The following is a 19,838-nucleotide window of genomic DNA, read 5'->3' on the forward strand; positions in this document are numbered from 1 at the left end:
TTTTGATAAATCCGCTAACCTGTATCCATCGTTGATACATGTGATCATCATAGATTTTTCTGTTTGGTTTGTCAACGATTCGCAATCCGCTCTTTTTTATTTGTGCCGTTTTTAAGGTATACTGGCTTGTAAGCAGCTTAGATACAGGATCAGAAAAATTTATAAAAGAGGCAGGTGAGCAAAATGTCCATCAGCAGCCGTTTTACCGTAGGCATTCATATCTTGACCTTGGTTGAGTTAAATAAAGAAGGCATCAGTTCGTCCGAATACATTGCGGGCAGCGTCAACACAAATGCAACTTTGATCCGAAAAATAACTGGCATGTTGAAACGGGCAGGCTTGGTTGAAGTGCAGCCTGGCATTGCCGGAGCAAAGTTGGCCAAGCCCCCTTCGGAAATTACCTTACTGGATGTCTACAAAGCGGTGGACGTGGTTCAGGAGCAGGAACTGTTCAGCGTCCATGACAATCCGAATCCGAATTGCCCGGTAGGCAGGAATATTGAGGATGCGGTTCTGCCAATTTTGTCGGCAGCCCAGCTGGCATTGGAAAAAGAATTGGGCTCAGTGACGATCGAAACTATTTTGCAGGACATCGCTTCTAAAGAAGATGCGGCGATCTGATTGAATAAGCATTCCTCTGTGGAATGCTTTTTTTGTGGACATTTTTTGGAACTTCTCTCCAGTTGATGCGTAGAATACACAAAGGTTCAGGAGGTGAGGAGTATGTGGGTCCTCTTTATATGGCTATTGGTTATTTTTGGACTCGAGTTTTTGAGGATGTACTTGAAAAAGCGTTTTGGCATCGACAAAGAAGAGCAGGCAGGTGTGCCGGTTAAAAAGTTTGAGCGTTGGAACGGCTGGGTCATGTTGGCCGCAATCATCGTTTTGTATGTCTTTTTCATCGATACGCTGGCCGCATTTTTCTCCTTATTACTTGGGATTTTCGTCTTGGTATGTGCAACGCAAATTTACCTGGAGTGGAAATACTTGAAAGGATCCCGGAAATACCAGGCTTCGATGGTTTACTTCACCATCACTGCTCTGGCAATCATCGTTTTTCTCTCTGTATTAAGATGGCAAACAGAGTTTTTTTAAGCTCAGGCGAAAGGGCAAAGAGGCTCTTTGCAAAATAAAGCACTGGGGAGGTGAGTGGAATAGAAGCGGTAATTCTGTTTGGATTTATCTTAATTATGTTTGTGATCGCTTTGAGTTTGAACAAACTTGAAAAAAAGTATGGTGTGAACCGTGCAGAAGCTGGAGAACCGCTGAAAAAATCAGAGCAGACGGCAGGGTGGGTGAGCATCGGTTTACTAGCTGTGATTGTAGCTGTGGCTATCAGCGGGTCAGACATCAACTACATCTTGATCATGTTGATTGCCGGTGTTTTGGCATTGCTTCAAACCATGAGTGAATGGAAATACGTCAGAAACGCACGGCGTTCGATGGTCAGTTTTACGCTAACGGCTGTTTTGCTTTTGTCTTTGCTGGGCTTGATGCAGATTGTTGAGTGGACGACTTCCTTTTTATAGAAGGCGGAAACTGGTCATGTACTGAAAAAAGGTGACAATTTTTCGCGGAAATGTTAAATGAGGTATCGATTCACACAGCAAAAAAAGCCGTTATGCAAATTCCAGCATAACGGCTTTGTACTTAACATGTTAGTTTTTTTTATTGGCAAATAGTACAAGAATCGGTCCGATAATCGGAATCCATGCAAGCGCTTTGAGCTTTGCTTCCGGGTAGAAGCGGTGGACGGCATAAATGGATAAGCCCCACAGCACAAACCAGTCGACGGTCATGACAGAGACCAGACCCGATGTGAAAAAAGCTTCGCGGTAAGCAGCCAGCGAAAAGCCCTGCAGCAGCGTCAATCCATTCGCTAACCATGACACCATAAGAAGAATCAGCCAAAAGCGGGAACCGAGAAAGCGGACGAGCCAAGCTGGAGTTCGCAGCTTTCTTTCAGCCTTTCGGTCACCAAAAGCGAAATACAGCAAAAGTGAAAAAGCGCCAACCATAAAAGACAATAGTGCAAACGGCCACGCCGGCCATTTTTGCCGGTCATTCAGCAGCAGCAACGTCAAAAACACCATCGGAAACAAGCCGAGTGAATTGAAAACGGCAAACACCAGCGGATCAATCGCTCCAAAGTTTCCGCTGAAAATATTCGACAGGACAGGATCGGTCTCGCCGCCAGGTGCCAGAAAAACAGCATAGCCAACGAGAAGGAGCCAAATAATAAAAAAGATCACAGTCAACACCCCTTTTTTTATCTTATTCTATTAATCAATGGGTTCCCTCAAGGAGCAGATGGCAAACCGTCGGCCCACGTTGAAGTAAATCATCAACCTTCTTGGTTTGCTGATCTTTGGTCACCTGCATCCAACTTTAAATAGGCTTGCCTACTTATAAAAAAAGACAACGTCCAGGCTAATAGAAACAATCTAAGCAAAGTTCCTCTTGCCTAGTGCCACAACTTTATCATAGGAAAGTTATAAAGGTGAGTTGTTTTTCATTAAACTTAGCCTTCATTAAAGAAGGGGAACGGGTCCAAAGTGTAGAAGTACTTTAGTTAGGAGGGCTACCCATGCAGCCAGCTTTGATCGTTGGATTACTTGTTCTTTTTACATCCTATTTCCTTTTTGCACATTTTTATTTGAAGCGGAAACGCGGAATAAAAAGAGCCTGGAAAAGTATTTTTCATGAAGATAAAAATCGTTATGGCTTGGTTGTACAGGGGATTATTTTTGTGGCTTTTGCCTACGCACTGATGTATGTAAATTTGGAAATGGACGTCACCGAACTGTCGCTGGCTGTCCGCCTGAGTCCTTTCGCGGGCCTGTTTATTTTACAGGCGTTTTTCACAGGGCTTGAAGAGTGGCTGCTGCACCGGGAAGAGGAGCGATATTGGTATGAATGGTCAGAATCTTTTCTGATTCTGTCGGCTTTCTGCCTAATACTTATTATGGAAGGGTGAATGGAATGAATGAATTAACAAAAAAACGGATAAAAGCGGTAGCGATTGATACAGTAATTTCTACAGTGGTTTCTTCCGTGCTAGAACCTTTTTTGAAAAAGAAAACGAAAAGCAGTTTTTCTTATGTAGTACTATCGCCAACCGTAGTTTTCTGGGGCTTGGAATATGCCCAGCTGCGGCTTAGCGGCCAGACTGTCGGCCAGAAATTAATGAACATCGAAGTGCAAAACGAGAATGGCGGTGAGCCGACCTCAGAACAGATTTTGAAACGGATGGTGCATCGGGATACGGTCAGTTCCATTCTTTACTTGAAAGACCGTGAGGCTTATGACAAATACCAAGGCGAAAAATTCCCGCACGATCTTTACGCGCATACGATGGTGAAAGAGTTGAACTAAAAAGAAAATTGCTATGGGGCTTTCCTTGAGAAAAGGAAAGCTTTTTTCAATCAGCAGCCATTCTCTCTCTCCTTTTTTTGTGAAAAATTAGTCAACGAAAAACTCTTCCACCGTATAATCATCTTTAATTTCCCCAATTAATTCTTCATCTTCATTCAAAAAATTAAGATTGGAAGACACTGTGTCTTTTTCCAACTCCTGAGGGAAAAACCAGAGAACGACATCTTCGGCATCGGCGTTGGAAATATAGTTTGTCAACGCATGAACAGCCAACGCCTCTTCATGTTCTGGATACCATGAATCTGCTATGTATTTTATCTCTTCATTTTTAACAAGGCCGTAGGTGTACTCCCATTTTCTAGGTGCGTTTAGAAATGCGACGGTTTGATTGAGATCCACATCGAACGCGTTGAGATTGGTAGGGAAGATTTCAAAGTCTGTATAAAGTGTCGTGACTAAGAAGCGATACTCGGTAGTCATCAGCGCGATGGAAAGTGCACCTGTATCATCAATCAAAATGACATGTCCCTCATCTACCATCTGAATAGGTATGGCATCTGTCGATTTTTTCAGTTCGTTGAATGCGCCTTGAGGAGTGGTATGATAACTGGTCACGAGATAGATAGTCAGAGCGATCAGAGCCATGGTAATTATCCCTAAAAGAACTTTTTTCATACTTCATCTCCTCTTTTTAATATATTGTAGTTTAATAGTCCTGTTTTCACTAGCCCGTATTTACTCATACTATACAAAAGGTGTTCCGCTGTATAATAAAAGAAAAATCGGAAGGGTGATCCACATGAAGCTGTACAACGAGTTGGCACAGTGGTGGCCGCTATTGTCTCCGCATACGGAATACGAGGAAGAAGCCCATCTTTTCTTGGAAATTATGGAGCGGTACCATCCCGCAATTAAGGATGGGCTGGAGTTTGGTTCAGGAGGGGGCAGCAATGCTTTTTACCTGAAAAAACACTTTTCGATGACGTTAACAGATCTGTCTCCAGAAATGTTGGCGGTCAGCCGCGAGTTAAATCCGGATTGTCCGCACATACAGGGAGATATGCGAACAATCAAAGTCGAGGGCAAGTTTGATCTGGTATTTATCCACGACGCCATCACCTATTTTACAGACAAAGCCGATTTGCTGGCGGTCATGAAAAATGCCAAAAAGCATCTGAAACCGGATGGCCTGTTGTTTATCATGCCGGATGAGTACACGGAAACGTTTGAGCCGCGGACAAATCATGGTGGGGTTGATCAGGATGGTCGGGGCCTGCGCTATTTGGAATGGAGCTACGACAGCGATCCGGATGATCAGATGCTAACAACGGAATATGCCTATATTATGCGGGACGTGAACGGACAAGTTACCCATGAACACGACAGCATGACAGCCGGCTTGTTTTCCATGCCGGAATGGGAGGCGCTGCTTGCAGAAGCCGGGTTCCAGGCGCATTTCGAACGGGTGGAATTTTCGGAAGAACCGGGAACTTATTTTGGCATTGCCGCGACGCAGTTTGAGTAAAAAGAACGCAAGACCCTTGATATAATGTTTAGTGTGTCATTCGATAAATATGATTAAAACGAAATAAATAGATGCAATAATTGGAAGTGCGGTATTTATAAGTTCTTGGGAGGTCATCTGCAAAATCTATAGCGCTTTATTAACTATGTAGACTTTGCTTATTGATTGCCTATTAAAAGGAAAACATCAGCTCAAACGCCGTAGAAATTCTAGAAGTGAGAAAGTACAAGTACTTAAAAAATCATATGTATTTTAAAGGATTATCGGAATTCGATAATCCTTTTTTTTGTAAGTTTAAAATTCCGGTGAGAAAACAATTTGTGTCAAAATCTTATGCAATTGAAATTATGTGCAACTTGTTAGAAAGCGCTTCCTTTTGACGGAATAGTCTCTATAATCTAACTATAAAGTGAAATAAATTATTTTTAGTGAACATAATTTCAATTCGAAAGGAGGCGAAGAGATGTATACAAATCAGGAAATGATCATTGTTGCGAGAATGTACTATGAAATGAATTTGACGCAAAAAGAAATAGCTGAGAAGCTTCGTTACTCCAGACCTACTATTAGTCGTATCGTGGATGCGGCATTTAAAGCAGGAATTGTAGATGTAAAAATCAATTATACTCTTGATTCTGTTGTGGAATTAGAAGATGCAATTAAAGAGAAATACAAACTTAAAAATGTTTTTGTAGTCCCTGTCTACATAGATGATCCGCTTCTTATCCAAAGTGATGTTGGAAAAGCTGTTGCGAATTATTTATATGAAATTTGTGAAGATGGTTTGACGCTTGGGGTATCGTGGGGGACAACATTAAGTCACGTAGTACCACATTTGAAATCTAAAATCTTACCGCATATGAAAATTGTTCAACTGAATGGTGGTGCAGCAAAGAGTACTTTTTCTACAGGGTCAGCAGCATTACTTGAGAAATTCTCTAAAGCATTCTCCTCTGATCAATATCTCTTACCAGTACCATCAATTGTTGATTCTTCCTTAATTGCTGAAGCGATTATGACCGATTCTAGTATTGAACAAACCCTCAACTTAGGAAAAGCAAGTAATATTGCTGTGTTTGGAGTCGGAAATGTGTCCCATAATTCAGTTCTTTATAAAGGTGGATACTTCAAAGAGGGAGCATATGAAGAATTGATTGCAAAAAAAGCGGTTGGGGATATTTGTTCCAGGTACTTTTCAGTAGAGGGACAAATTGTGGATGAAGATTTAAACAGCCGTACTATTGGACTTGGGTTGGAAGAATTAAGGAGCAAAGAGTTTTCTATTGCAATTGCTTCTGGAAAAGAAAAAGCGGAGAGCGTAAAAGGAGCATTGAATGGTGGATATGCAAACACTCTTTTTATAGACGAAAACTTAGCAAAAGAAATTGTATAAAAAATGGAGGTAGGAAAATTGATGAAAGCAGTGAAATTATACGAACCTGGAAACTTGCAAGTTGAACAAGTGGAAGTCCCAACCATTTCCTCAACGGAAGTCTTGATAGAAGTTAAAGTAATCGGAATTTGTGGTTCGGATATTCCAAGAGCATTAACAAAAGGAGCTTATTCAAAAGGGCTGACTCTAGGGCATGAATTTTCTGGGAAGATAGTTGAATGCGGATCAGAAGCAACTGAATGGTCAGTCGGAGATCGTGTAACAATTGCACCTTTAGAGCCTTGTATGAAATGTGTTTACTGCAAACAAGGCAAGTTTGGATTATGTGATGATTACAACTACTATGGTTCACGGACTGATGGTGCAATGGCAAACTATATCAAGGTTGGCAAAGCTAACATTCTGAAGCTTGATGATGGAATTTCTTATGATGCAGGAGCAATGGTGGATCCGGCGGCCAATGCAGTGCATGGAATTTGGAGAGGTAATCTTCAGAAAGGCGAAACAGCTGTTGTGATAGGACTTGGAGCTATAGGCATGTTTGCAGTACAATTTGCTCGAGAAATGGGGGCGAAAGAAGTTATTGCAGTTGACATTTTTGATGAAAAACTTGAAATTGCTAAAAAGTTGGGAGCAGATCGAGTAGTAAATTCGAGAACGGAAGATGTAGTTGAAGTATTGGCCGATACCCATATTGATTTTGTCATTGACACATCCGGTTCGGCAATTGCCCAAGATCAAGCTGTCCGTATCACAGGCAAAATGGGAAGAGTGGTTTTCTTAGGTATTTCCAATCAACCTCTAACACTTTCAGCCAAGACGGTAGACCGTTTACTGCGTTATGAAATAGGTATTAACGGTTCTTGGAATTCATTCTCTGATCCTTTCCCAGGGAAGGAATGGACATACGTAATTGAAAGTATGGCTAAAGGAAAAATTCGTACGGAAGAGATTATTTCTCATCGTTATTCAATCGATGAAACACCAGCTGTATTTGAAAAGATCAAAAATAAAGAAATTGTCTTCAGTAAGATACTGCTTTATCCAGGAGAAACTCTATGAATCAAAATCTTGTTCTCGGAATGGATTTTGGAACCCAGTCTTTAAAGGTAGGTGTCTATTCGATTGCAGGAGAACATATTTTTACGGCCAGTGCTTCTTATAAAACTCAGCACAGAAAAAACGGATATTCTGAGCAAGATGCAAACGATTGGTGGAAAGCTTTAAATGAGACAATGAAAACTGTTTCTCAAAACGTCGATTCACGATCGATAAAAGCTATTTCACTGTGTGCGACTTCATCCACTGTTGTTCTGACAGATGATAAATTGAATCCTATCGCACCGGCTCAATGCTGGATGGATCAGCGTGCTATTCGTGAAGAAGAAGACATCAATCACAATCGACTTCCTCAAGTTGTAGATCAATTGCGTTTTTCAGGTAGGAAAACATCTATTGAATGGATGACGACAAAATCTTTATGGCTGAAAAACAATTATGATTTAACGGATAAAATGATTGTTGAGCAAATCGATTGGATTAACTATCAATTAACCGGACAACTTGTTGCATCTAAGTGCAATGCTACATGTAAATGGAATTACGTGGAGCAACTTGGGGGATTCTCAGAACCATTTTTTGAAGCAGTAAGTCTTCAAGGGATTACAAAGCATTGGCCGCCATATGTGATAAATGTGGGTGATCAAGTAGGTGTAGTGAAATCTGGGGTAGCGGCTCAATTAGGGTTAGTAGCTGGTATACCAGTATATCAAGGAGGTATTGATGCTCATATAGGGATGATTGGCTCAGGAGCACTGGAACCCGGAAAGCTAAGTATGATAACAGGTACAAGTTTTGTTCACTTGATGCACCATGACGAACCTATATTTAATGATTCACTATGGGGACCTTACGATTCTCCTTTGTTGGATGGCCATTGGTTGTTGGAAGGCGGGCAATTATCGTGTGGTTCGATCATATCCTGGTTTTTGCAGGAATTCTATACAGGTCGTACTGATAAAGAAAAAGTATATAAAGAGCTGGAGAAAGAAATTTTGACTATTGATGCAGGTAGTGAAGGTCTAATGGTTTTAGATAGTTGGAAAGGAAACCGAACGCCATACAAGACGCCCCATGCAACCGGAGCATTTATTGGTTTGACTCTTTCGCACAATAAGTATCACATATATCGTGCAATTCTAGAATCCATCGCTTTTGGAACAAAAAATGTAATCCGAACTATGGAGCTATCCGCCATTCCAGTTGATCGGATTATTGCAGGAGGCGGAGGAACGCATAACCAGTGCTGGATGCAGATCATCAGCGATGTGACTGGATTGCCGATTTCGATTCCGGAAGATATAGAAACAGGTTCAAAAGGTGCAGCCATCATTGCTGCCTATGGGCTTGGAGAGTATCCAAGCTTGATTGATGCATCATCTGCCATGGTGGAAATGAAGAAAACATACCACCCTGATTTAGAAAAAACTCGGAAATATGATGAGCTATTTGAGATTTATTTAAATTTAAATGAAGTATTATTTCCTATTATGAAAAAGCTGAAGGATGGGGAGGCCGGCCAACATGAGCAACATACTCGAAATGAAGCAAGTGTCTAAATCTTTTCCTGGAGTAAAAGCACTTCAAAAGGTTGATTTTTCACTGAAAAAAGGTGAAGTACATTGTCTCATTGGTGCAAATGGTGCAGGGAAATCTACATTAATGAAGATTTTGGCAGGCGTTTATACAAAAGACGAGGGCGAGATAATTTTGGAAGGAGAACGGGTCACGATCAAAACTCCTTCAGATAGCAAAGAACTTGGGATTTCTACTATCTATCAGGAATTATCGTTAGTTGAAGAACTAAGTTTGGCAGAAAATATTTATTTGGGAAATTACCTTAAACCCAAGGGCGGATTTGTTAAATGGAAACAACTCAACGAAGAGGCAAAAAAAATATTTTCGCTTTTGGGGTTGTCTATCTCACCCACGCGCCAAACCTCAACAGCGAGTATGGGTTTAAAACAAATGACAGAAATAGCTAAAGCGATTGCAGCAGATTGTAAGATTATCGTGATGGACGAACCTTCCACAGCGCTATCTGGAGATGAAGTAGCAAAATTATATGAAGTAATCAATTTGCTAAAGGGCAAGGGATACACCATCGTTTATATCTCACATAAACTAGAAGAATTGTATGCGGTGGGAGACCGTGTAACGGTATTGAGAAATGGAGAATGGATCATTACTGATAGTTTGGCAAATCTTTCTCAGCCGGAACTGATTCAACATATTACGGGAAGAAAAATCGAGAAAAAAGAAAAAGTACATGATTTGGTTGAAAGAGACGAATTTTTAGTCGTAAAAGATTTCAGCAACAAAAAAATTCATGATGTCTCATTCTCTGTAAAAAAAGGTGAAATCGTCGGTTTGTATGGACTTGTAGGATCGGGAAGGACGGAGTTGCTTAGAGCAATTTTTGGGGCTGATTCCATCGATGCTGGAGAGATATATATAGAAGGTAGGAAAAAAAATATTTCTTCACCTCAAAAAGCGGTGGATAGCGGTATGGGTCTTGTGCCGGAAAATCGCAAAACTGAAGGTGCAATTCTGGATTTATCAATTTCAGAAAATGCCTTCCTGCCATCACTTGGTGTGTATTCAAACCGTAGCTTCATCAAGCAGCAGCAAATGAAAATTGTCATGAATGAGATGATAAAAAAACTAAATATTAAAACGAGTAGCAACGATGTCCCTATGAGGAATTTAAGTGGAGGGAATCAACAAAAAGTCATTATTTCAAAATGGCTTATTCACCAGTCGCGCTTGCTATTATTCGATGAACCAACTCAGGGAATTGACATTGGAGCAAAAGATGAAATTTATACCATCATGAAAGAACTCTCCAATGAAGGAAAAAGCATTATTATGGCTACATCGGAAATTGAAGAATTACTTGCAGTTTGCGATAGAGTACTGATCATGTTTAATGGAAGGCTCATTAAAGAGTTCTCAACTCCAGCCAGTTATAAGAGTGAAATTATGAACGTTGCGGTATCAGGTTGATATAAAAAGGAGGCTTATTATGACTGTTAATATAGAGAGTGGCGGAGAAAAAGAAAGACGACTCCCTTCTTTAAAAGTTATTTTAAAAAAATACAATCTATTTTTTATCTTTCTGGGATTTATTTTAATTGGAAGCCTATTATCTGATCAATTTCTTTCAGTCCAAAACATACTTAATCTTCTCCAACAATCTTCTTTTGTCGGGATTATCAGTATTGGGATGACCTTTGTTATTTTAGTAGCGGGAATTGATCTTTCTGTAGGAGCTGTATTGGCCTTGACGGGCATGCTTGCATCACTTCTAATCAGTACTGGAATGAATCCAGTGTGGGCAATTATAATTACGCTTGCAGCAGGAGCCTTCCTAGGTTTTGTAAACGGATTCATTTCAACCAAATTTAAAGTACCTGCCTTTATTGCAACACTTGCCATGATGGTGAGTGCAAGGGGACTTGCATTTCTGACAACAGATGGAACCCCGATTTATGATCTTCCGGCCAGCTTCACTGCTCTGGGAGGAAATGTGTTTGGCAGAATCCCACTAACAGCCATTATATGGATTGTTTTAACCATTATTGCAGTTATTGTATTAAAATATACAACCTTTGGGCGAAAAATCTATGCAGTTGGGGGCAATGCTGAATCTGCAAGACTTTCGGGAATTCCCGTTGAAAAATATGTAACTTGGTGTTTCATCATATCAGGCACCTTGGCAGCTGTAGCAGGAATATTGATGAGCGCTTGGCTTACGGTAGGGCAGCCAACAGCTGGAACCGGTCTTGAATTAGATGTAATTGCTGCAGTGGTATTAGGAGGAACCAGTTTATTTGGTGGAAAAGGAAGTATCGGTGGAACATTCATCGGTGTGCTCATATTAAGCATGATTGTTAACATTTTCAATCTATTGGGATTATCTTCGTATTACCAATCTGTATTTATGGGGTTAATAATTGTCTTGGCTTTAATTATGAACCAATATATTACCAATAAAAAATAAGGGGGAAATGATGATGAAGAAAAACTGGATGGTAATTGTTTTAGCTGTGCTACTGGCTTTGGTTTTGGCAGGATGTGGATCAGAAGAAGCAGCGGAAGGTTCAAATGCAAGTGGAAGCGGAGAGGCAGAAGATTTGGTCATCGGCTTTTCACAAGTTACATTGGAATCTCCATTTTATACGTCTTTAGTGGACGGTGCAGAAGCAGAAGCTGAGGCGGCTGGAGTGGAACTGAAGGTTGTAGATGCACAAAATGATATTGAAAAACAAAATGCTGATATTCAATCTCTTATTACACAAGGAGTCGATGTTTTACTGATTAATCCTGTAAACCCTTCGGCTATAGCACCAGCTTTACGAGCTGCAGAATCAGCAGGAATTCCAGTAATAACCGTTGACCGTGCAACCAAAGAAGAAGTCACGTCGTATATTGGACGTGATAACGAAGAAATGGGAAGGCTAGCAGGAGAAAAAGCTGTTGAATTACTTGGCGGCGAAGCTGCTGAAGGAAAGATTATTGAACTTCAAGGTGATGCAGGCGGTACTGTAATGCAGGCTCGTCATGATGGATTCCACGAAATCGTTGAAAAAGTTCCAGGAATTGAAATTATTGAAGGGCCATATAGTGATTATATCCGTGCAAAAGCTGTTTCTTCTATGCAGGATCTTTTGCAGGCACATCCTGATGTAAAGCTGGTTTACGCGCATAATGATGATATGGCTCTAGGAGCTATGCAAGTTTTGGAACAGTCAGGAAAACTTGAGGATGTTCAAGTAGTTGGAATTGATGGACTGATGGAAGCTGTTAAAAAGATTGAAGAGGGTTCATACCAGGCTACTGTTATCAACGATCCGATTTCGTTAGGCTCATTAGCTATTCAAACAGCTGTAAAAGTAGGAAATGGAGAAGAAGTAGAAAAAGTGATGAATGCAGAAACTGGTTTAATTGATGATACGAATGCAGCAGACTATGTAGATGACACAAATACATTTGCGCCAGTTAAATAAGGAGGCTTCTAGATGCATTTATCAACATTTATAGATCATACATTACTAAAAGCAGAAACGACAAATGAACAAATAAGAACCTTATGCCAAGAAGCGAAAGAAAATAAATTTGCAGCAGTTTGTGTAAACCCGCATTACGTATCTTATTGTGCAGCACTTCTCAAAGATACACCTGTAAAAGTTTGTACAGTTATCGGATTTCCGCTAGGAGCTAATAAAACAGCAGTTAAAGTGTATGAAGCGCAACTTTCGCTTGAAGAAGGTGCGGAAGAAGTGGATTATGTAGTAAATATTAGCGATATAAAAAATGGAGAGTTCGAAAAAGTAAGAGAAGAAATGAAAAGGATACTGGAACTTAAAAGTACTCATCCTGATACTACAATAAAAGTCATTTTTGAAGTCTGTTACTTATCAGATTTTGAGTTGATGAAAGTTTCAGAGATTGCTAAAGAGTGCGGCATCGATTATGTCAAAACGTCTACAGGATTTGGCAGTGGAGGTGCGACAGAGGAAGCCGTTAAAATTATGAAGGAAACAATTGGAGAAAAAGTGAAAATAAAAGCTTCTGGTGGTATCCGGTCTTCTGAAGATGCAAAAAAATATTTTGACCTAGGTGTTTCAAGAATTGGAACAAGCAACAGTATTGCTATTCTTAAAGGAGAAGTTTCTGCAGCAGACAGCTACTAAAAAAATAAAATAGCAGTGCCCCTTATATTAAAGCTAGTTGTTGCTTCGGAAGAACAAATAGAAATTAAACACAATAGCGTATTATATACGTAAACAGACTATCCATTTGTGGGTAGTCTGTTTACGTTGTCGGTTCATATTCTTCTGTGGAAGAGAATCTACTTCAGTATTCTATTGTTTTGTACATATTCGATAACTTTCTGTAAATCCATATCCGCCATCGAATTCAATCGGTGTTCGACTTCACAAAAATCCATGGTATGGGTTACTTTGTTTGGCACGATGACGCAGCCCATGCCCGCACGCTTCGCGGCCATTGCGCCATGCGCGGAGTCCTCAAAAACAAGGCATTCTGAAGGATGCAGCTCTAAGCACTGCGCCGCCTGGATATACAAAGCAGGGTCAGGCTTCACTTTTTCCACATGGTCCGAAGTCCGGATGCAGTGGAAGTAATCGTAAAGATCAAGATTTTTCAAATGGCCGGAAACCCAACGATAGCTGGAACTGGATGCCAAACCAATCTTCAGATCCATTTCTTTTGCCATCTGCAGGTAATCTTCTACACCGTCCCGTGGTTTTTCTTGAGATAGCGTCGATAGGAATTTCTCTTCGTACTTTTCCGCGAGCAGCACATGTTCGACTGGCTTTCCAATCTGCTCCTCCATATAGTGAAACGGAGAAAATCCGCTGTCTGTACCAATTTCATTTTGCCACAGTGCAAGCGGCAATTCACTGCCATGTTCACCAAACATTTCCTGAAGGATATGGTATTGGTGCGTTTCTGTATCAAAAATCAATCCGTCAAAATCAAATATGATTCCTTTTATCATAAGGCACTTCCTTTGCTGGTATCTAGGTTTTTTACTATCTGCAGCGCGTCAGAACTCTGCTTTAACTAAGCAGCTTTGTTACTTCCCGTGAAATGGCATGGGTATTAATCGAGGATTCAAGTTGTCCATTTTTTACGCAGTCGATAAACTCTGCCAGTTCGTAGTACATCGTATCAAATTCGTGCGCTACAGAAAGGTCTGCTGTGCTGCCGTCTCTGTATTTGATGGTGATGTTTTTGGGGTCGCTGATCCGGTCGATTTCAATGATGCCGTTCTCGCCTTGGATTTCACTCGGCATAAACGAATCCGAAATCTTTGAATACATAATGATGGCTTCCATATCCGGATAGTTCAAGATCATGCTGCCTTGGCCATCGGCACCTGTTGACAATAAGTACTGGTTTTTCATAGCCGACTCGGGTGCGCCCGCTAAATGGATAACAGGTGCGATGCCGTAAACGCCAAGGTCCATTTTAGCGCCGTTGCCAAGCTCTGGCTTAAAGGCATTTTCAATGATGCCGTTTTTGTAATTATCATAGCGCGAAGAATATTGATTGTAATGAAAGACGAATCGGCGAACCGGACCAATTTTATCTAAGTTCTTTTTCAAATTCAGGAATGACGGAGTGACCGTTGATTTCATGGCTTCCATAAAGGTGATGTTATGCGTATGCGACGCTTCGATCACGCGGTCCATTTCCTCGACTGACGTTACTGCAGGTTTTTCGCACAGTACATGAATGCCATGTTCCATGGCCAAGATGCTTTGTTCGGCATGGAAGGAGTTGGGGGATGCGATATAAACAGCTTCAATGTCTCCGCTGTTGAACATCGCTGTCATATCGGTATAGACGTTCTCCACCTTATGCTTTGCCGCAAAGGCGTTGCCGGTTTCCAGCGTGCGCGAATACACAGCGCCGATTGTGAATTCTGGATGTTGCTGCGCCGCTTTAATGAACCGGTCAGTGATCCAGTTGGTACCTATAATGCCAAATTTCATTGCGATTCCTCCTAATAAACAAGTGATGATGTTTTTCTTCCTTCTATTCTAACCTAGATTGCCCCAAAGCGAGCAGTTACTCTTTTCCTCTATAAGGCGGAAAATTAATAGGTAGAGTTGTAAGCGTTTTCAAATTAAACTTTAGTTGTAGTCAAAAATTTCTGAAAAATAAACGGAGAGGGGATCAGGAAAATGAAAAATATTTTATTGGCATGTTCAGCCGGCATGTCCACCAGCTTATTGGTCACCAAAATGGAAGAAGCAGCAAAAAGCAAGGGACTCGAGGTTACCATCTGGGCAGTTTCACAGGACAAAGCGACAAAAGACATGGAAAAGGCGGATGTGCTGCTGATCGGACCGCAAATGAGATTCTTGAAAAAGAAATTTGCGAAAGTAGCCGAAGAAGTGGGGATTCCTTTGGAAGTCATCGATTCGATGGCATACGGCAGGCTGGACGGCGAAGCCGTGTTGAATCAAGCGTTGGAATTAATCGGAAACCACTAAAAGGAACGGAGGAAAGAAAATGGAGAACAATAAATTTATGCAGTTTCTGGAAAGCTTCCTATTGCCTTTAGCGGATGCACTCAACAATAACCGGTATTTGACTGCTTTGCGTGATGGCTTCATGGTCGCATTGCCGCTGATTATTTTTGGATCCATCTTTGTCGTCATCGCCAACTTTCCGTTTCTTGACCGGATGATCAGTCCGGAAGCTTTCACGGCTTACCAAAGTGCACTCGGACCGGCTTCTGCAGCGACGCTTAGCATCATGGGGCTGTTCGTTATCATCGGCATCGGCTACAAGCTGACTGCTCATTACGGAGAAGAAGCGATTTATGGTGGTGTAGTTGCATTAGCGGCATTTCTCATCTTAACGCCGCAAGTTTTAGAAGGTGTTCCCGGAGTCATCCCAACTTCTAGCCTTGGGGCACAGGGCATGTTCCTCGGGATTTTCACCGCGTTTATTTCAGCAGAGCTTAACCGTTTTTTCATCCAGCGGGGATGGACGATCAAAATGCCGGCGGGCGTTCCTGCCGCGGTATCGAAATCGTTCAGTGCATTGATTCCCATCACATTGACGCTGTCTGTATTTTTGCTTATCCGCGTGCTATTCAGCTTTACCACATTTGAAACGATGCAAAATTTCATCTTCACAATCATCCAGCAGCCGTTAACGATTTTAGGAAGCGGGCTGCCGGCAACGATTGTTATTGTACTTCTGACACAGGTTTTTTGGTTCTTCGGCTTGCATGGACAAATCATCATCAACTCGGTATTCGATCCGATTTGGTTTGCGCTGAATGACCAAAATTTAGTGGCATTCCAGTCAGGAGAAGAACTTCCGAACATTGTCACAAAACAATTCATCGATTCGTTTTTAGTGGGGATGGGCGGAACGGGAATGACACTTGCTGTTATTGTCCTGATTTTTGCCATCGGAAAGAGCAGACAGCTGAAGGAGTTGGGCAAACTTGGAGCTCCGGCAGGGCTATTCAATGTCAATGAACCCATCATCTTCGGTTTGCCAATCATTATGAACCCTTTAATCATTATTCCGTGGATGCTGGCACCGGTTGCCGTAACCGTCATCACGTATTATTCGATGGCGACGGGCCTTGTCCCAAGACCAGCCGGTATTATCGTGCCATGGACGACGCCTCCTATCATCAATGGATTTCTGGCAACAGGAAACGCATGGCAGGGCGGGGTCTTACAGGCGGTGAATCTGCTTGTCGTAATGGTTATCTGGTGGCCATTCCTGCGAATTTTAGATAAAGACTATTACGAAACGGAACGTGAAAAACCTGATCGTTTACCAGAAAACTAACTCCTAGAGGTGACCGTAAATGGACAAAATCACAGAAATCGCTTTTCAAATAATCTTAAACGCCGGTAACGGGAAATCCAGTGCGATGGAAGCCATACAGGCTGCAAAAGCCAATGATTTCGAAGAAGCTGACAGGCTGCTGGAAGTGGCTGGCAAGGAAATGGGCAAAGCTCATGCCTACCAGACGCAATTGCTGCAAAAAGAAGCTAGCGGAGAAGAAAACACCATTACGGTCATGCTGATTCATTCACAGGATCATTTAATGACGTCAATGACAGTACGAGATTTGGCTGTTGAAATTGTTGAAATCTACCGCAATAAGTAAGCAGATGGAGGTTGTTGGATGTCTGAAAAGTATAAGTTTCCAGAAGGTTTTTGGTGGGGCAGCGCAACTTCTGCGGCGCAAATAGAAGGCGCTGCCGATGAAGGGGGAAAAGGCCGTAACATATGGGACAAGTGGCATCAAAACGAGCCAGGCCGCTTTTTTGACGCGGTTGGTCCTGAGTCCACTTCTGATTTTTATCACCGGTATAAAGAAGACATTGGGTTGATGAGAGAGATTGGCCACAACACTTTCCGGTTGTCGATTTCCTGGTCCCGTCTGATTCCAGGTGGACGCGGAAAAGTAAATCCGGAAGCGGTCGATTTCTACAACAAAGTCATCAACGAATTGATTGCGCAGAAGATTGAACCCTTTATTACTCTATACCATTTCGATATGCCGCTTGAGCTGCAACAGGAAAATGGCTGGGAAAACCGAGCAGTCGTCGAAGCATACGCAACATATGCACAACAATGCTTTCGCTTGTTTGGAGACCGTGTGAAAAAGTGGTTTACGTTCAACGAACCGATTGTTCCGGTGGAAGGGGGATACTTGTATGATTTCCACTATCCGAATGTGGTAGATGCCAAACGTGCCGTCCAAGTGGCTTATCACACAATGATTGCCCATGCCAAAGCGGTCGAGGTCTTTCGGTCAGCCCATGTCGAAGGAGGCCAAATCGGCATTGTCCTGAATCTAACTCCCTCCTATCCAAGAAGCCAACATCCGGCAGACGTGAAAGCTTCCCAGGCCGCCGATTTATTTTTCAATAGAAGCTTTTTGGATCCGGCGGTTTTAGGGAAGTATCCGGTGGAACTCGTAGAAATGCTGAGAGAGCATGGCCAGTTGCCGCATACAGAACAAGAAGACAAGGCGTTGTTGAGAACGGGGACTGTCGATCTTCTTGGTGTTAACTACTATCAGCCGAGACGGGTCAAGGCGAAAGCCCATTTGCCGAATCCGGAAGGGCCATTCATGCCCGACTGGTTTTTCGACAATTACGAAATGCCTGGCAGAAAAATGAATCTGTACCGAGGCTGGGAAATTTACGAAAAAGGAATCTACGACATCATGGTCAATCTGCGCGACAACTATGGCAACATCCAATCGTATATTGCGGAAAATGGAATGGGTGTTCAAGATGAGTCCCGGTTTATGGAAAATGGGGAGATCCAGGATAATTACCGCATCGATTTTATCCGCGGCCATCTGAAATGGCTGCATAGAGCAATAGAAGAAGGATGCAATGTGAAAGGCTATCACTTGTGGTCGTTTATGGATAATTGGTCGTGGATGAACGCCTATAAAAATCGTTACGGTTTCTTTTCGGTCGATTTCGACACGAAGAAGCGAACACCGAAAAAAAGTGCCCATTGGATTAAGCAGGTTTCTGAACAGAATGGTTTTAGCTGAACCGGAAGGAGTGGTGATATGGAAGGCCTTAAAATCGTAACAATCGGTGGGGGATCAAGCTATACACCTGAGTTGATCGAGGGTTTCATTAAACGTTACCCTGAATTGCCTGTTCGGGAACTATGGCTTGTAGATATTCAACAAGGCCAAGAAAAACTCGAAATCGTAGCGGCTCTTGCAAGGCGCATGGTTGAAAAGGCGGGATTGCCCATTGCCATCCATGCCACGCTTGACCGCCGAAAAGCGTTGGTAGGAGCAGATTTTGTCACGACCCAAATTCGCGTCGGGCACTTGGCAGCGCGTGCCAAAGATGAACGGATCCCGTTGAAATACGGTGTCATCGGCCAGGAAACAAACGGCCCTGGTGGATTGTTCAAAGGACTGCGTACGATTCCAGTCATTTTGGAAATTTGCCGGGATATTGAAGAACTTTGTCCGGAAGCCTGGTTTATCAATTTTTCAAATCCCGCTGGAATGGTCACAGAAGCTGTTTTGCGCTACAGCAGGATTACGAAAACAATCGGCTTGTGCAATGTGCCGATCGGTATGCATATGGCTGTGGCTGAAATGCTCGGAGTTGAACAAAGCCGGATCCACATCGACTTTGCCGGATTGAACCATATGGTTTATGGGCTGGAAGTTTATTTAGATGGCACAGCCATGATGGGAAAAGTATTGGAAGAGCTGACAAGCGGGACAGCGATGACAATGAAAAACATTGTTGATGTCGGCTGGGATAAAGATTTTATTCAAGCGTTAAACCTGTTGCCATGTCCGTATCATCGCTATTACTACCAGACGCAGAAAATGCTTGCGCAGGAGCAGCAAGCTCTGCAAGAAAACGGGACGCGTGCGGAAGTAGTGCAGCAGTTGGAAAAAGAACTGTTCGCACTATACAGCAATGAGAACTTGGCAGACAAGCCAAAGCAATTGGAAGAGCGGGGAGGAGCGTTTTACAGTGATGCCGCTTGTAACTTGATTGACTCCATTTACAACAATAAACGGGATATCCAAGTGGTTAATGTACGGAATAACGGGGCGATTTCCAATCTCTCAGCTGATTCGGCTGTGGAGATCAGCTGCATTATCACCAATAACGGACCAGAGCCAATCCAAATAGGTGAATTGCCTGTTGCAGTCAACGGATTGGTTCAACAAATCAAATCATTTGAGCGGCTGGCTGCTGAAGCTGCAGTGACGGGGAGCTACCACGCGGCTTTGCTAGCAATGGCGATCAACCCGCTTGTCCCATCCGACACTGTAGCAAAACAAATTCTGGATGAAATGCTGGAAGCACATAAAGAGTACTTGCCGCAATTTGAAAAACAATTTCTTTAAAAATTTCAAATTAATTAATTATTTAAACTTCAGTTATAATGAAAATAAGGTATTGGATT

General features: G+C 42.2%; 22 protein-coding genes. 18 read left to right on the forward strand and 4 right to left on the reverse strand.

Going from position 1 to position 19,838, the window contains the following annotated elements:
- Positions 1-183: 183 nt before the first annotated feature.
- From AC4EHK_RS01530 to AC4EHK_RS01540, 3 genes are all read left to right on the forward strand, one after another.
- Positions 184-621 (forward strand): Rrf2 family transcriptional regulator, encoded by a 438-nt coding sequence (locus AC4EHK_RS01530; RefSeq protein WP_490977037.1) that lies wholly within the window; start codon positions 184-186, stop codon positions 619-621.
- A 102-nt stretch (positions 622-723) separates the two neighbouring features.
- Positions 724-1,095, forward strand: a complete 372-nt coding sequence (locus AC4EHK_RS01535; protein ID WP_490977038.1) for a DUF4181 domain-containing protein — start codon at positions 724-726, stop codon at positions 1,093-1,095.
- 50 nt (positions 1,096-1,145) lie between these two features.
- Positions 1,146-1,529 (forward strand): DUF4181 domain-containing protein, encoded by a 384-nt coding sequence (locus AC4EHK_RS01540; protein WP_490977039.1) that lies wholly within the window; start codon positions 1,146-1,148, stop codon positions 1,527-1,529.
- A 129-nt stretch (positions 1,530-1,658) separates the two neighbouring features.
- Here AC4EHK_RS01540 and AC4EHK_RS01545 read toward each other — a convergent pair whose 3' ends face one another.
- Complete coding sequence (locus tag AC4EHK_RS01545) at positions 1,659-2,252, reverse strand: hypothetical protein (RefSeq protein ID WP_490977040.1); 594 nt, start codon at positions 2,250-2,252, stop codon at positions 1,659-1,661.
- Positions 2,253-2,587: 335 nt separating this feature from the next.
- On the opposite strand from AC4EHK_RS01545, the gene AC4EHK_RS01550 reads away from it, so the two are divergent.
- Both AC4EHK_RS01550 and AC4EHK_RS01555 read left to right on the forward strand, forming a co-directional pair.
- Complete coding sequence (locus AC4EHK_RS01550) at positions 2,588-2,977, forward strand: DUF4181 domain-containing protein (protein WP_490977041.1); 390 nt, start codon at positions 2,588-2,590, stop codon at positions 2,975-2,977.
- A 5-nt stretch (positions 2,978-2,982) separates the two neighbouring features.
- Positions 2,983-3,375, forward strand: coding sequence for an RDD family protein (locus AC4EHK_RS01555; protein ID WP_490977042.1), 393 nt, complete (start codon positions 2,983-2,985; stop codon positions 3,373-3,375).
- A gap of 87 nt (positions 3,376-3,462) precedes the next feature.
- Here the strand turns inward: AC4EHK_RS01555 and AC4EHK_RS01560 are convergent, their stop codons facing one another.
- Complete coding sequence (locus tag AC4EHK_RS01560) at positions 3,463-4,050, reverse strand: hypothetical protein (RefSeq protein ID WP_490977043.1); 588 nt, start codon at positions 4,048-4,050, stop codon at positions 3,463-3,465.
- Between the two features lie 124 nt (positions 4,051-4,174).
- Between AC4EHK_RS01560 and AC4EHK_RS01565 the strand changes: the two genes are divergently transcribed.
- The 8 genes from AC4EHK_RS01565 to deoC all read left to right on the forward strand — a co-directional run bounded on the left by AC4EHK_RS01565 (position 4,175) and on the right by deoC (position 13,048).
- On the forward strand, positions 4,175-4,900 hold the full coding sequence (locus AC4EHK_RS01565) for a class I SAM-dependent methyltransferase (RefSeq protein WP_490977044.1): 726 nt from the start codon (positions 4,175-4,177) through the stop codon (positions 4,898-4,900).
- A gap of 463 nt (positions 4,901-5,363) precedes the next feature.
- Complete coding sequence (locus AC4EHK_RS01570) at positions 5,364-6,293, forward strand: sugar-binding transcriptional regulator (RefSeq protein ID WP_490977045.1); 930 nt, start codon at positions 5,364-5,366, stop codon at positions 6,291-6,293.
- Between the two features lie 21 nt (positions 6,294-6,314).
- Positions 6,315-7,355 carry a galactitol-1-phosphate 5-dehydrogenase gene (locus tag AC4EHK_RS01575; protein WP_490977909.1) on the forward strand — a complete coding sequence of 347 codons (1,041 nt, stop codon included), beginning with the start codon at positions 6,315-6,317 and terminating at the stop codon, positions 7,353-7,355.
- Entirely contained in the window at positions 7,352-8,911 is a 1,560-nt protein-coding gene (locus AC4EHK_RS01580; protein ID WP_490977046.1) for an FGGY-family carbohydrate kinase, read from the forward strand. The genes AC4EHK_RS01575 and AC4EHK_RS01580 overlap by 4 nt, the downstream gene beginning before the upstream one ends.
- On the forward strand, positions 8,877-10,358 hold the full coding sequence (locus tag AC4EHK_RS01585; protein WP_490977047.1) for a sugar ABC transporter ATP-binding protein: 1,482 nt from the start codon (positions 8,877-8,879) through the stop codon (positions 10,356-10,358). Before AC4EHK_RS01580 ends, AC4EHK_RS01585 begins: the two co-directional genes overlap by 35 nt.
- Positions 10,359-10,377: 19 nt before the next feature.
- Positions 10,378-11,355 carry an ABC transporter permease gene (locus AC4EHK_RS01590; protein ID WP_490977048.1) on the forward strand — a complete coding sequence of 326 codons (978 nt, stop codon included), beginning with the start codon at positions 10,378-10,380 and terminating at the stop codon, positions 11,353-11,355.
- 10 nt (positions 11,356-11,365) lie between these two features.
- Positions 11,366-12,361 (forward strand): substrate-binding domain-containing protein, encoded by a 996-nt coding sequence (locus tag AC4EHK_RS01595; protein WP_490977049.1) that lies wholly within the window; start codon positions 11,366-11,368, stop codon positions 12,359-12,361.
- Between the two features lie 12 nt (positions 12,362-12,373).
- Positions 12,374-13,048, forward strand: coding sequence for a deoxyribose-phosphate aldolase (deoC, locus tag AC4EHK_RS01600; RefSeq protein ID WP_490977050.1), 675 nt, complete (start codon positions 12,374-12,376; stop codon positions 13,046-13,048).
- 158 nt (positions 13,049-13,206) lie between these two features.
- On the opposite strand, the gene AC4EHK_RS01605 is transcribed toward deoC, so the two are convergent.
- Both AC4EHK_RS01605 and AC4EHK_RS01610 read right to left on the reverse strand, forming a co-directional pair.
- On the reverse strand, positions 13,207-13,878 hold the full coding sequence (locus tag AC4EHK_RS01605; protein WP_490977051.1) for an HAD family hydrolase: 672 nt from the start codon (positions 13,876-13,878) through the stop codon (positions 13,207-13,209).
- Between the two features lie 61 nt (positions 13,879-13,939).
- A complete protein-coding gene (locus AC4EHK_RS01610) occupies positions 13,940-14,878 on the reverse strand; it encodes a Gfo/Idh/MocA family protein (RefSeq protein ID WP_490977052.1) in 939 nt (312 codons plus the stop codon).
- Between the two features lie 192 nt (positions 14,879-15,070).
- On the opposite strand from AC4EHK_RS01610, the gene AC4EHK_RS01615 reads away from it, so the two are divergent.
- The 5 genes from AC4EHK_RS01615 to AC4EHK_RS01635 are packed head-to-tail and all read left to right on the forward strand — an operon-like array spanning position 15,071 to position 19,779.
- Positions 15,071-15,382: a PTS sugar transporter subunit IIB gene (locus tag AC4EHK_RS01615; RefSeq protein WP_490977053.1), complete on the forward strand. Its 312-nt coding sequence runs from the start codon at positions 15,071-15,073 to the stop codon at positions 15,380-15,382.
- A 19-nt stretch (positions 15,383-15,401) separates the two neighbouring features.
- Positions 15,402-16,706 (forward strand): PTS cellobiose transporter subunit IIC, encoded by a 1,305-nt coding sequence (celB, locus tag AC4EHK_RS01620; protein WP_490977054.1) that lies wholly within the window; start codon positions 15,402-15,404, stop codon positions 16,704-16,706.
- 19 nt (positions 16,707-16,725) lie between these two features.
- Positions 16,726-17,031 carry a PTS sugar transporter subunit IIA gene (locus tag AC4EHK_RS01625; protein ID WP_490977055.1) on the forward strand — a complete coding sequence of 102 codons (306 nt, stop codon included), beginning with the start codon at positions 16,726-16,728 and terminating at the stop codon, positions 17,029-17,031.
- Between the two features lie 18 nt (positions 17,032-17,049).
- On the forward strand, positions 17,050-18,441 hold the full coding sequence (locus AC4EHK_RS01630) for a glycoside hydrolase family 1 protein (RefSeq protein WP_490977056.1): 1,392 nt from the start codon (positions 17,050-17,052) through the stop codon (positions 18,439-18,441).
- Between the two features lie 18 nt (positions 18,442-18,459).
- Complete coding sequence (locus tag AC4EHK_RS01635) at positions 18,460-19,779, forward strand: 6-phospho-beta-glucosidase (RefSeq protein ID WP_490977057.1); 1,320 nt, start codon at positions 18,460-18,462, stop codon at positions 19,777-19,779.
- The last annotated feature ends 59 nt before the right edge of the window (positions 19,780-19,838 follow it).

The organism is Planococcus sp. TJ-307 (genome assembly GCF_058268435.1).